Origin of the sequence: Fuscovulum blasticum DSM 2131 (genome assembly GCF_003034965.1) — a bacterium.
GTDB classification, from domain to species: Bacteria; Pseudomonadota; Alphaproteobacteria; order Rhodobacterales; family Rhodobacteraceae; genus Pseudogemmobacter; species Pseudogemmobacter blasticus.
The window spans coordinates 18,318-30,856 of the sequence record NZ_PZKE01000006.1; the positions used below are offsets into that span (position 1 = coordinate 18,318).

Annotated in this window: 9 protein-coding genes; 7 read left to right on the top strand and 2 right to left on the bottom strand. The window is 67.4% G+C overall.

What is annotated here, in order from left to right; all coding sequences use genetic code 11:
• Nucleotides 1–52 precede the first annotated feature (52 nt).
• From C5F44_RS07665 to C5F44_RS07685, 5 genes are all read left to right on the top strand, one after another.
• On the top strand, nt 53–2,512 hold the full coding sequence (locus tag C5F44_RS07665) for a GcvT family protein (protein ID WP_219908669.1): 2,460 nt from the start codon (nt 53–55) through the stop codon (nt 2,510–2,512).
• Nucleotides 2,513–2,576: 64 nt separating this feature from the next.
• A complete protein-coding gene (locus C5F44_RS07670; RefSeq protein ID WP_107673109.1) occupies nt 2,577–4,130 on the top strand; it encodes a trimethylamine methyltransferase family protein in 1,554 nt (517 codons plus the stop codon).
• A 7-nt stretch (nt 4,131–4,137) separates the two neighbouring features.
• A complete protein-coding gene (locus C5F44_RS07675) occupies nt 4,138–5,568 on the top strand; it encodes an aldehyde dehydrogenase family protein (protein ID WP_107672941.1) in 1,431 nt (476 codons plus the stop codon).
• Nucleotides 5,556–6,464: an NAD(P)-dependent oxidoreductase gene (locus tag C5F44_RS07680; protein WP_181318216.1), complete on the top strand. Its 909-nt coding sequence runs from the start codon at nt 5,556–5,558 to the stop codon at nt 6,462–6,464. The genes C5F44_RS07675 and C5F44_RS07680 overlap by 13 nt, the downstream gene beginning before the upstream one ends.
• Before the next feature lie 138 nt (nt 6,465–6,602).
• Nucleotides 6,603–7,709 (top strand): cystathionine gamma-lyase, encoded by a 1,107-nt coding sequence (locus C5F44_RS07685; RefSeq protein WP_107672942.1) that lies wholly within the window; start codon nt 6,603–6,605, stop codon nt 7,707–7,709.
• 231 nt (nt 7,710–7,940) lie between these two features.
• On the opposite strand, the gene crtC is transcribed toward C5F44_RS07685, so the two are convergent.
• Nucleotides 7,941–8,762, bottom strand: coding sequence for a carotenoid 1,2-hydratase (gene crtC / locus C5F44_RS07690; RefSeq protein WP_328588478.1), 822 nt, complete (start codon nt 8,760–8,762; stop codon nt 7,941–7,943).
• A 17-nt stretch (nt 8,763–8,779) separates the two neighbouring features.
• Nucleotides 8,780–10,342 carry a 1-hydroxycarotenoid 3,4-desaturase CrtD gene (crtD, locus tag C5F44_RS07695; protein WP_107672943.1) on the bottom strand — a complete coding sequence of 521 codons (1,563 nt, stop codon included), beginning with the start codon at nt 10,340–10,342 and terminating at the stop codon, nt 8,780–8,782.
• A 132-nt stretch (nt 10,343–10,474) separates the two neighbouring features.
• On the opposite strand from crtD, the gene C5F44_RS07700 reads away from it, so the two are divergent.
• Together C5F44_RS07700 and C5F44_RS07705 are read left to right on the top strand one after the other, a co-directional pair.
• Nucleotides 10,475–11,347, top strand: coding sequence for a polyprenyl synthetase family protein (locus C5F44_RS07700; protein ID WP_164681846.1), 873 nt, complete (start codon nt 10,475–10,477; stop codon nt 11,345–11,347).
• Complete coding sequence (locus tag C5F44_RS07705) at nt 11,344–12,489, top strand: acetylserotonin O-methyltransferase (protein ID WP_235822568.1); 1,146 nt, start codon at nt 11,344–11,346, stop codon at nt 12,487–12,489. Before C5F44_RS07700 ends, C5F44_RS07705 begins: the two co-directional genes overlap by 4 nt.
• The last annotated feature ends 50 nt before the right edge of the window (nt 12,490–12,539 follow it).

Genomic DNA, 12,539 nt, shown 5'->3' on the forward strand with positions numbered 1-12,539 from the left:
GCCAGCCCCCGGACCCCCGGGATATTTTCAGACAGATGAAATGGGCAGGATGATGGTCGGGATTCCCAACAAGGCGCGGGCGGTGGTGATCGGCGGGGGCGTGTCCGGCTGTTCTGTGGCCTATCATCTGGCCAAGGCGGGCTGGACCGATGTGGTGCTGCTGGAACGCAAGCGGCTGACCTGCGGCACCACCTGGCACGCGGCGGGCCTGATCGGGCAGTTGCGGGCCAACCAGAACATGACGCGGCTGGCGAAGTACTCGGCCGAGCTTTACTATCGGCTGGAGGCGGAAACCGGCGTCTCGACCGGCATGAAGCGGGTGGGGTCGATGACGGTCGCGCTGACCGAGGCGCGGATGGAGGAAATCCAGCGTCAGGCTACCATCGCCGGCATCTTCGGGGTCGAGGTGCACCGCATCACCCCAGAGGAGGTGAAGGCGCTGTATCCGCTGCTGAACACCGATGGCGTGGTGGGGGGCGTGCATCTGCCGAATGACGGGCAATGCGACCCGGCCAATATCGCCATGGCGCTGGCCAAGGGCGCGCGGATGGCGGGGGCGACCATTGCCGAAGGGGTGAAGGTGACGCGCGTCACCGAAGGCGCCGCGCCGGGCGGCAACCGCCGGGTGACGGGCGTCGATTACATCGGTCCCGACGGGCCGGGCCATATTGAGGCCGATGTGGTGGTGAACTGCGGCGGCATGTGGGGCCGCGATCTGGCGGCGCAGAACGGGGTGACGGTGCCTCTGCACGCGGCCGAGCATTTCTATCTGGTGACCGAGCCCGTGCCGGGCCTGGGCGACATGCCGGTGCTGCGGCTGGTGGACGAATGTGCCTATTACAAGTCGGACGCCGGCAAGATGATGATCGGCGCCTTCGAACCCAAGGCGAAACCCTGGGGCATGGGCGGCATCCGCGAGGATTTCGAGTTCGACACGCTGCCAGAGGACTGGGAGCATTTCTCGCCCATCCTGGAAATGGCGATGAACCGGATGCCGCTGTTCCAGACCACCGGCATCCACACCTTCTTCAACGGGCCGGAGAGCTTTACCCCCGACGACCGCTATTATCTGGGGCCGGCGCCGGAACTGGGCGGTTACTGGGTGGCGGCGGGCTACAACTCGATCGGGATCATCTCGTCCGGCGGGGCCGGGATGGCGCTGGCCGAATGGATCACCACCGGCGAGCCGCCCTTTGATTTGTGGGATGTGGACATCCGCCGCGCCCAGCCGTTCCAGAAGAACCGCCGCTACCTGAAGGACCGCGTGACCGAGACGCTGGGGCTGCTTTACGCCGACCATTTCCCCTATCGGCAGGTGGAAACCAGCCGGGGAGTGCGGCGGTCGCCGCTGCATGACCATCTGAAGGCGCGCGGCGCGGTCTTTGGCGAGGTGGCGGGCTGGGAGCGCGCCAACTGGTTTGCCAATGAGGGGCAGGAGCGGGAATACCGTTATTCCTGGGGCCGGCAGAACTGGTTTGACAACCAGAAGGCCGAGCATCTGGCGGTGCGCACCGGCGTGGGCCTGTTCGACATGACCAGCTTTGGCAAGATCCGGGTTGAGGGGCGCGATGCGACGGCCTTCCTGAACCGGGTCTGTTCGGCCGAGATGGACGTGGCCGAGGGTCGCGTTGTCTATACCATGCTGCTGAACGACCGTGGCGGGATCGAGGCTGACCTGACCGTCACCCGCCTGTCGGAACGCGCCTACATGCTGGTGGTGCCGGGGGCGACGCTGCAGCGCAACCTTGCCTGGCTGCGCGCCCATGTCGGCGAGGATTTCGCCACCATCACCGATGTGACGGCCGCCGAGGCGGTGCTGTGCGTGATGGGCCCCAAGGCGCGCGAACTGATGCAGGCGGTCAGCCCGGACGATTTTTCCAACGCTGCGCATCCCTTCGGCACCGCGCGCGAGATCGAGATCGGCTATGGCATCGCCCGCGCGCAGCGGGTGACCTATGTCGGCGAGCTGGGGTGGGAGATCTACCCGAGCGCCGATCAGGCCGCGCATGTGTTCGAGACGCTGGTCGAGGCGGGGGCGGGGCTGGGGCTGAAACTTTGCGGCCTGCACGCGCTGGATTCCTGCCGGATCGAAAAGGCCTATCGCCACTGGGGCCATGACATCACCGATGAGGATCATGTGCTGGAGGCGGGGCTTGGCTTTGCCGTCAGCCGGAAGAAACCCGCTTTCCTGGGCCGCGATGCGGTGCTGCACAAGCAGGATGCCGGGCTGACGCGCCGCCTGTTGCAGTTCCGGCTGAAAGACCCGCAGCCGCTGCTGTTCCACAACGAGGCGGTGGTGCGCGATGGCCGCATCGTCGGGCCGGTGACCAGCGCGAATTATGGTCATTTCCTGGGGGGCGCCATCGGCATGGGCTATGTGCCCTGCGAGGGGCAGTCCGAGGCCGAGGTTCTGGCCTCGACCTATGAGATCGAGGTGGCGGGCCGGCGCCATGCGGCCGAGGCCAGCCTTGTGCCGATGTATGATCCGAAATCCGAACGGGTGCGGCAGTGACGGGGCACCGGGGTCACTGACCCCGGAACCCCGAGACCTTTGCAGACAGATGAAAGAGGACAAGATGAGCGACATCGGCGAAGTCTGCGAACCGGCACGGTCCCGGCGGTCTGGCGGCAGGTCGGCACGGGTGGCCATGCGGGCGGCCCCGCTGGCCGAGGACGTGCGGCCGATCCGGGGCGGAATGCCGGGCGGGCGCTACAAGCCGCTGGATGATGCCGGGGTGGCGAAGATCCACGCCTCGGCGCTGGAGGCGCTTGAGGTGATCGGCCTGTCGAACGCGCCCGCGAGCGGGGTGGAAATCCTGACCGGCGCCGGGGCGGTTCTGGGCGACGATGGCCGCATCCGGTTTCCCCGCGCGCTGGTCGAGGACATGCTGGCCAAGGCCGGGCGCAACATCACCCTGCACGCCCGCGACCCCAAGCACGACCTGCACCTGTCGGGCAGCAACGTGCATTTCGGCACCGCCGGGGCGGCGGTGCATGTGGTGGACCTTGAGCGGAACGAATACCGCGACAGCACCGCGCAAGACCTGTATGACGCGGCCCGCATCGTGCAGAACCTTGACAATGTTCACTTCTACCAGCGGACCATGGTCTGCCGCGATGTGGTGGACAACAAGGAGATGGATCTCAACACCCTTTATGCCTGTCTTGCCGGCACATCGAAACATGTCGGCACCAGCATCTTCGATCCGGCCCATGTGGCCGACTGTTTCGAGATGCTGCACATGGTGGCCGGGGGCGAGGACAAGTGGCGCGAACGGCCCTTCGTCAGCAACTCGAACTGCTTTGTCGTGCCGCCGATGAAGTTCGCCGAGGAATCCTGCAAGGTGATGGAGGATTGCATCCGCCGCGGGATGCCGATGCTGCTCTTGTCAGCCGGGCAGGCGGGGGCCACCGCGCCCGCGCCGATTGCGCTGGCCATCGTGCAGGCGGTGGCGGAATGTCTGGCGGGCGTGGTCTATGTCAATGCGATCCGCCCCGGCGCCCCGGCCATCTTCGGCACCTGGCCCTTCGTCAGCGACCTGCGGACCGGCGCCATGTCGGGCGGCAGCGCGGAACAGGCCCTTCTGACCGCCGGTTGCGCCCAGATGCACCGTTTCTATGACCTGCCGGGGGGCGCGGCGAGCGGCATTTCCGACAGCAAGCTGCCCGACATGCAGGCCGGCTGGGAACAGGCGATCACCAATTCGCTGGCCGGCCTTGCCGGGCTGAACATGTGCTATGAGGCGGTCGGGATGCACGCCTCGCTTCTGGGGTTCAGCCTGGAAAGCCTTGTGCTGGGGGATGACATTCTGGGGCAGGTGCTGCGCCTGGTGCGCGGCATTGACGTGACCGAGGATTCCACCAGCATCGAGGCGATGAAAGAGGTCTGCCTGGGCGGCCCGGGGCATTATCTGGGCAGCGACCAGACCCTGCGCCTGATGCAGACGGAATATGTCTATCCCGCCCTTGGCAACCGGATGAGCCCGAAGGAATGGGTCGAGGCGGGCAAGCCGCAGCTTCTGGACAAGGCCATTGCCCGCAAGAACGAAATTCTTGCCAAGGCCGGGTGCATGGTGGACGCTGAGATAGATCGCGCGATCCGCGAACGGTTCAACATCTACTTCAAGTGAGGCGGCCATGATCCCGAAGAACATGACAAAATTCTACATCGACGGCGCCTGGGTCGAACCTTTGTCGAAAGAGCGCGTCGGTGTCGAGAACCCCGCGACCGAAGAGATTGTCTGCGAGGTGGCGCTTGGCAATACGGCCGATGCCGACCGCGCCATTGCCGCCGCCCGCGCCGCCTTTGACGGCTGGACGGTCACGCCGCTGGCCGAACGGATCGCCCTGGTGAAGCGGATTCTCGAGGTTTACAACGCCCGGGCCGAAGACTTTGCGCAGGCCATGTCCACCGAGATGGGCGCCCCCATCACTTGGGCGCGCGAGGCGCAGGTCTGGGCGGGCCAGGTGCATATCGAAAGCACCATCAAGGCCGCGGAAGAGATGACCTGGGAATACATGCGCGGCGATACCCGCATCGTGCATGAAGGCATCGGCGTCTGCGCGCTGATCACGCCTTGGAACTGGCCGATGAACCAGATCGCCTGCAAGGTGGCCCCGGCGCTGATCGCGGGCTGCACCATGGTGCTGAAGCCCAGCGAGATTGCGCCACTGTCGGGCGTTCTGTTCGCGGAAGTCTGCCATGAGGCCGGGGTGCCGAAGGGGGTGTTCAACCTGGTGAACGGCACCGGCCCGGGGGTGGGGGCGCATCTCTCTGCGCATCCGCAGGTGGATATGGTCAGCTTCACCGGATCAACCCGCGCCGGCACGGCGGTGGCGGCGGCGGCGGCACCCACGGTCAAGCGGGTGGCGCAGGAACTGGGTGGCAAGTCGGCCAATATCATCCTGCCCACGGCCGACCTTGAGGCGGCGGTGCGGGGTGGTGTCGAGGGCTGCTTTGGCAATACGGGCCAAAGCTGCGACGCGCCGACCCGGATGTTCGTGCACCGCAGCCAGCATGACGCGGCGCTGGACATCGCGCGGGCCACGGCCGAGGCGGTGGTGGTGGGCGATCCGCAGGACGAAGGCACCACGATGGGGCCGCTGATCAGCCGGTTGCAGTTCGACAAGGTGCAGCGGCTGATCCAGGCCGGCATCGACGAAGGGGCGGTTCTGGTTGCGGGCGGCGTGGGCCGCCCGGCGGGGCTGAACCGGGGCTGGTTCGTGAAGCCCACCATCTTTGGCGGCGTCACCAATGACATGACCATCTCGCGCGAGGAAATCTTCGGGCCGGTGCTGTCGATCCTGCCCTATGATTCGCTGGATGAGGCGATCACCATGGCGAATGACACGCCCTATGGGCTGGCGGCCTATATCGCCGGCCCGGTCGAGGAGGCGCGCGCCGTGGCGCGGCGGCTGCGGGCGGGCACGGTGAACCTGAATTACCCGGCCTGGGACACCTTCGCCCCCTTCGGCGGCTACAAGCAGTCGGGCAATGGCCGCGAATATGCCGACTGGGGCATCCATGATTTCTGCGAAGTGAAGGGCATTGTCGGATGGGGGGCGTGAGATACGGCTATGTCGGCCTTGGCAATCTGGGCGGGCATCTGGCCGCCAGCCTGATCCGGGCCGGCCATTCCGTGACCGTCTATGACCGCGACCCGGCGCTGGCCGCCCGGCACCGCGATCTGGGGGCCGGGGTGGCGGGGTCGGTGGCCGAACTGGCGGGGCAGGTGGACCATGTGTTTACCTGTCTGCCGCACCCGGCAGCTTCCGAGGCGGTGCTGGCCGAGTTGATGACCGGCCTGAAACCCGGCGCGACCTGGATCGAGAATTCGACCCTTGGCCGTGACGATGTGCTGCGGCTGGCGGGGCTGGCGCGGACCTGCGGCGTGCGGATGCTGGAGGCGCCGGTGACCGGCGGCGTGCATCTGGCGGCGCGGGGCGAGATCACCGTGCTGGTGGGGGGCGAGCAGGAGCTTTACGACCTGCACCGCCCGGCCTTGCAGGCGATCGGCAGCCGCATCTTCCACATGGGGCCTTTGGGCAGCGCGGCGGTGATCAAGGTCATCACCAACATGCTGGCCTTCATCCATCTGGTTGCCGATGGCGAGGCGCTGATGCTGGCCAAGCGCGGCGGGCTGGACCTCAAGACCGCGTGGGAGGCGATTGCGGCCTCGTCCGGCACCAGCTTCGTGCATGAAACCGAAGGCCAGTTGATCCTGAACGGCAGCTACGACATCGCCTTCACCATGGATCTGGCGCTGAAGGATCTGGGCTTTGCCATGGGATTTGGCCGCGAATTCGGGGTGCCGCTGGATCTGGCCTCGATCACCAGCCAGACCTTTCTGAAGGGCAAGGCGGTCTATGGCGGGGCCGCGCAATCGACCCAGATCGTCAAGCTTTTGGAAGATGCCCTGGGCACCGACCTGCGGGCCGAGGGGTTCCCGGCGCGGCTGGAGTGAGCGTTGCGCGGCAGGGCGGGCATCGGCGGAGCAAAATCAAAAGGTTGCGCGGGCGGGTGGGGCATCCGTTAAGGGTTGCGCCCGCGCGCCCGGCGGGGAACAGTCGGGCGACATTCGGCCTGTGAACGAGGTTTGCCCATGACCGATTCCCCCGATCAGCGGATTGCGCGGCTGCTGCACCACCGCAAGGCCGGCTTGCGGCAGGGTGATCCGGTGGTGCCGCCGATCACGGCATCGGCCACCTTTCACCTGCCGCATGTTCAGGCGGGCGGGCATTTCTACGGCCGCAACGGCACGCCGACCTGGGATGCGGTCGAGGCGCAGCTTGCGATCCTTGAAGACGCAGAGACGGTCAGCTTTCCCAGCGGCATGGCGGCCATTGCGGCGGCGCTGTTTGCCACGCTCAAGGCCGGCGACCGGCTGGTGATCCCTTCGGATGGCTATTACGTCACCCGCGTGCTGTCAGAGGGGTTTCTCAAGCCGCTGGGGGTGACGGTCAGCCCGTTGCCGACACGCGATTATGCGACGGCGGATTTCACCGGCGTTGCGGTGGTCTATCTGGAAACACCGTCCAATCCGGGGCTTGATGTGGTGGACATCGCTGCCGTGGCCGCGCGGGCGCGGGCGGCGGGGGCCGTGGTGATTGCCGACAACACCACGATGACGCCACTGTTGCAGCGGCCGCTGTATCTGGGCTGCGATCTGGTGGTGGCGGCGGATACCAAGGCACCGGCCGGACATTCGGACGTGCTGTTCGGCCATGTGGCGGGCCGGGACGCGGCGCTGATGGCGCGGGTGCGCGACTGGCGGCGGATGGCGGGGGCGATTCCGGGGCCGTTCGAGGCGTTCCTGGTGCATCGCGGGCTTGAGACGCTGGAACTGCGGCTGTCGCGGATGTGTGCCTCGGCGCAGGTGATTGCCGAACGGCTGGCCGCGCATCCGGCGGTAACCGGGCTGCGGTTCCCGGGCCTGCCGGGCGATGCCTCTTATGCGGTGGCGCGGCGGCAGATGGTGAATGGCGGGTTCCTGATCAGCTTCGAGCTGGCCGATGCGGCGGCGGCCGAGGGGTTCCTGTCGCGCTGCCCGCTGATCGCGCAGACCACCAGCTTTGGCGGCACCCATACGGCCGGCGAACGCCGGGCCCGCTGGGGCGATGCGGTGGCCGAAGGCTTCGTGCGCCTGTCGGTCGGGATCGAGCCGGTCGAGGTGCTGTGGGAGGCCATGGCGGCGGCGCTGGAGGGGTAGGGGCGCACATCTGGCCGGGCGGATCAGGAAACGCATTGCGTTTCCCCGCCCGCAGCACAGCGGCGCGGCAAGACCGGTTCCGCAAGACGTGACAGAGGCCAGCGCCCGTCCCGGCGGGCGAGAAGCGCCCGCCATGGGCGGGGCGGGCGCTGGCCGGGTGCTTTGGGCACCCGGCCCGAAGCGGAGGCGTTTCGAGGTGGCGGCGACAATGGTCGCCGCCAATTCCTCCGGTCACACCGCCTGTTTCCACCCCGCCCGGCGGGGCACGCGCACGGCGATCATCGGTTTCAGCCAGGGTGAGCGGAAACGGTCAAGGTCCAGCGCCTCATGCACGCCGGTGGTTTCCTCGCCGAACAGCCGCGTTGTCACCTGTGAGCGGGAATAGAACGGCGCATCCAGCATCGGGGCGGCCTGTCGGGGCGTGAAGCCCGGATCGGCGCGGGTCTCGCGATGCACCCGCCAGCCCGAGGGTTTGAACGGGGTCAGCGGCGGCGGGTCGATCTGGTTCACCGTGCCATCGGCCAGAACCTCGACCCCCAGCGCCAGCGTGCTGCCGTCGCGGCGGGTGGCGTCGTAGAAGCACAGCGCCCGGTCCTTCATCGGGAAGCGGCCCCAGGTCCAGAAGCTGAAATCGGCCTCCAGCGCGGCCTGGCCGGCATTGGCGTCGAAATAGCCGTGCCCTTCCCAGCGGTGGCCGGGCGAGATGTCCACCTTGATCCGCGCCGTCGGGGCGAAGGGCCGCCAGGTGTGGCGGCCGTCCGGTGTCAGCAGCACCTCGGTCGAGGTCACCGCCTGCGGCGTCAACGTGATGGTGCCGCGCACCGGCCCCACCTTAGGCAAGGCGCCGATCTCGTTCACCTCGACCACCAGTTCGCGCCCTGTCCAGGTCATGGACGAAGGGCCGATGGTCAGGCGGTGGTCTTCCTGCCGCAACGCGGCACGCCCCCGGTCGGTCATGGTGAACCGGCCGGAGGGGCCATAGGTTGCCACGTTCAGGCAGACGTGGTTCTGCGGCGAGGTGCGTCCCGCCCAGGCGTACCAGGGCGAGAACACCGAGCCGATGAAGGCGATTACCGAGACGGCGCGCTGCCCGTCGTCGGAGACGCCGTCGAGGTACCACCAGGCGTAGCCGTCGGGCGCGACGTACGGACGGAACCAAGGTCCGAGACCATCGCGTCGGCCGCGAACTTCCCGGAGCGGGTTGCCATCGGCACCCCCGCCCCCGGATGCGCCCCGCCGCCCGCCAGATACAGGCCCTTCAACTGGCTGCGGGCCTGCGGCTTGGCGAAGGCCGCCAATGTCCCTTCCGGACTGCGGCCGTAGATCGCCCCCTGGCTGGCCGGGAACAGCTCTTCCAGCGTGGTCGGCGTGGTCAGCATGTTCGCGCCCGGCGGCGGGTCGAAGGTCAGACCCATCTCGGCCAGTTTCGGGAAGGTTCTCAGCGCACATGCCTTGGCCTCATCAGGTTCGACGTGCCCAGCCGGGGCGTTGACGATGATTTCGAACCGTTCCAGCGCGCGTGGCGGCTTGCCGATGGCGCGATCCTCGGCGCAGACGTAAAGCGTCGGGTCGTCCTGCGGCTTGCCCGACAGCAGCGGGTCGAACTCGGCCTCGGGGCGTTTCGAGAAGAACAGGTTGTGATGCCCCAGCTTCGCGGCCAGCGGCCCCTTGGGGGTGGCCGCAAAGGCCCAGACCTGCGCCGACAGGCTGCGCGGCCCCACCGCCTTGGGCGGCACAGCGTTCTTGACCTGCGGGCCAAGGTAGCCTTCGGCCAGCGCGGCCGGGTCGCCGTTGAAGATCACGGCCTTTCCGGTCAGCGTCTCGCCCGTTTCCAGGGTCACCGACATGGTGTTGTCGGTCGGGTCGCGTTCGATCTTGCTGGCCTTGGTGCCATAGCGGAACGTCACGCCGTTGCGTTGGGCCAGTTTGGCTACCGCCTTGGCCAGCGCCGACATGCCGCCGTCGATTCCCCAGACGCCATTCGCCTCGGCCTGCCAGATCAGCGACATGACGGCCGGCGTCTTCTGCGGACGGCCGCCGACATAGGTGGCGTAGCGTCCGAAAAGCTGGATCAGGCGCGGGTCCTTGAAATGCGCCTTCAGCAGCGAGGGAAGCGAGCGGCCGGGCACCAGTGCCGACCACAGCTTGGGCGACTTGAGCGCCGCCTTGGCGACCGAGGGGATCTCGGGGCTGGACGACTGCATGACGGGGGCGCGGAAGGTTTTGTAAAGCCCCGAGGTGAGTTGATAGAACTTGCGGAAGCCCGAAGCCTCGTCCTCACCGGCGAACTTCTTGATGGCTTTCTCGGTCATGTCCGGGTCGGCGAACAGGTCGAGCGTCGATCCGTCGGGCCAGAAATGCCGCGCCAGAACGGTTTGCGGCACCAGCCGGACGTGATCGTCCAGCTTTTCGCCGAAGCGTTCGAACAGTTCGTCGAATTCGTTGCGGAAGGTCAGGACGGTGGGTCCGGTGTCAACCGGGCCTGCCACGGTGCGCAGGGTGCGGGCTTTGCCGCCGGGGGCATCGGCCGCCTCGACGACGGTCACGTTCCAGCCCCTTGAGCGCGCGGAAAGGGCAGCGGCGAGGCCACCAAATCCGGCGCCGATGATGATGACGCGAGGGATGTTTTCCATGGCCCCGAGTCTAGGCAAGGGGGCTGTGTTGTCTATAGCGAATTACATGTGTGTGTAAGTTTTGATTTACACTTCCGGCCTTCAGGTGCACAGTGAGCGCCATTCGGCCGAGGCGGCCTGAGAGAGGTGGTCATGGGGATTTCCGAGCGGATCGAAGCGGCGATGGCAGCGGCCATCCGGCTGGGTCAGGGGCAGGGCGAGGCCCCCGCCAGATTGGCGCAAGCCTTGGATTATGCTGTAACTCCTGGCGGTGCGCGCATCCGTCCGACCATCTGCCTGTCGGTCGCGCTGGCCTGCGGAGACGACCGCCCCGCGCTGTCGGATGCGGCCGCGGTGGCACTGGAACTGATCCATTGCGGCAGTCTAGTTCACGACGATCTGCCCTGCTTTGACGACGCCGACATCCGCCGCGGCAAAGCGACGCTGCACCGCGCCTACAGCGAGCCGCTGGCCGTTCTGGCGGGCGACAGCCTGATCACGCTGGCCTTCGAAGTGCTGGCCCGCGCGGGGGGTGTCGCCCCCGACCGCGCGTTGCGGCTGGTGACGGAACTGGCGCAGCGCACCGGAATGCCGGGCGGGATCTGTGCCGGACAGGGCTGGGAATCGGAACCGAAGGTCGATCTGGCCGCCTATCACCGCGCCAAGACCGGCGCGCTGTTCATCGCGGCCACGCGCATGGGCGCGCTGGCGGCAGGACAAGACCCCGAGGCCTGGGAAGAGCTGGGTGACCGGATCGGTGCCGCCTTTCAGGTGGCCGACGATCTGAAGGATGCGCTGGAAAGCCCCGAATCCATCGGCAAGCCCGCCGGGCAGGACGTGGCCCATGGCCGCCCCAATGCTGTGACGGAAATGGGCGTGGCCGGGGCGATTGCCCATCTGAAGGACATTCTGTCCGGGGCCATCGCCTCGATCCCGGCCTGTCCGGGCGAGGCGATGCTGGCCGGCATGGTGCGCGCCTATGCCGAACGCATGACGCCCGTTCACCACCGGACGGCCGCAAGGTGAGCGAGGGCGCGCTGCCGGCGGGCCAGGGCGCGGCGCCGAATCAGGGGCCTGCCACCGCGCAGCCGCTGGACGTGCGCCTTGCCCTGTCGCCACAGTTCCACAAGCTGAGCGTCAAGGTGCCGGGGCTGAAGCATGTCGCCCGCGCCGAGGGCCGGGCTCTGTTCGACCTGATTCAGGGATTCGTGCAAAGCCAGGTGCTGATGGCGCTGGTGGGCACCGGCGCGCTGACGGCCCTGGCCGAGGGCCCGGCCGACAGCCCGCGGCTGGCACGGCTGACCGGCCTGCCGCCCGACCGTGCCGAGGTGCTGTTCCGCGCCGCCGCCGGGCTGAAGCTGATCCGCCGCCGGGCGGGGTGCTGGCAGTTGACACCGCGCGGGGCGGCGTTCCTGGCCGTTCCGGGGCTTGAGGCGATGGTGCGCCATCATACGGCGCTCTATCGCGATCTGGCCGATCCGGTGGCCTTTTTCCGGGGTGAAACCGAAACGGAACTGGCGAAGTTCTGGCCCTATGTCTTTGGGGCCGGGGCCGCCGCCGACCCCGGTCTGGCCGAACGCTATTCGCAACTGATGACCGACAGCATGGGTCCGGTGGCGGAAGACACCCTGCAACTGGTTGATTTCCGTGGCATCACCGAGCTGATGGATGTGGGCGGCGGCAGCGGGGCCTTTCTGGCCGCGGTGGGGGCGGCCTATCCGCAGTTGAAGCTGGCGCTGTTCGACCTGCCCGCCGTGGTGCCCGCCGCCGAGGCGCGGTTCCGCGACGCCGGGATGGCCGACCGGGTGCGTTTGCTGCCCGGATCGTTCCGCGATGATCCGCTGCCGCGCGGGGCCGATGCGATCAGTCTGGTCCGCGTGCTGTTCGACCATTCCGACGATACGGTGGCCAGCCTTCTGCGTGCCGTTCACGTTGCCTTGCCCCCCGGCGGGCGGCTGATCGTGTCCGAAGCAATGGGCGGGGGGAAGGCCCCGGATCGGCATACCGATGTGTACATGGCGGTTTACACCCTGGCCATGCAAACAGGTCGCACCCGCTCGGCCGAGGAAATTGCCGGGATTCTGGCCTCTCTTGGCTATGTCGATGTGAAAATTCACAAGGGATTTCGGGCATTTGTGACTTCGGTGGTCGAGGCGCGGCGCGTCTGACGCGTTTGTGAAGAAAAATGTCCAATCCGTTTGACACTGACGAATGTAAG

Excerpts from the sequence above, each read along its gene's own strand:
- C5F44_RS07665 (WP_219908669.1), top strand. The coding sequence starts at position 53 with ATGGTCGGGATTCCCAACAAGGCGCGGGCGGTGGTGATCGGCGGGGGC.
- C5F44_RS07670 (WP_107673109.1), top strand. The coding sequence starts at position 2,577 with ATGAGCGACATCGGCGAAGTCTGCGAACCGGCACGGTCCCGGCGGTCT.
- C5F44_RS07675 (WP_107672941.1), top strand. The coding sequence starts at position 4,138 with ATGATCCCGAAGAACATGACAAAATTCTACATCGACGGCGCCTGGGTC.
- C5F44_RS07680 (WP_181318216.1), top strand. The coding sequence starts at position 5,556 with ATGGGGGGCGTGAGATACGGCTATGTCGGCCTTGGCAATCTGGGCGGG.
- C5F44_RS07685 (WP_107672942.1), top strand. The coding sequence starts at position 6,603 with ATGACCGATTCCCCCGATCAGCGGATTGCGCGGCTGCTGCACCACCGC.
- crtD (WP_107672943.1), bottom strand. The coding sequence starts at position 10,342 with ATGGAAAACATCCCTCGCGTCATCATCATCGGCGCCGGATTTGGTGGC.
- C5F44_RS07700 (WP_164681846.1), top strand. The coding sequence starts at position 10,475 with ATGGGGATTTCCGAGCGGATCGAAGCGGCGATGGCAGCGGCCATCCGG.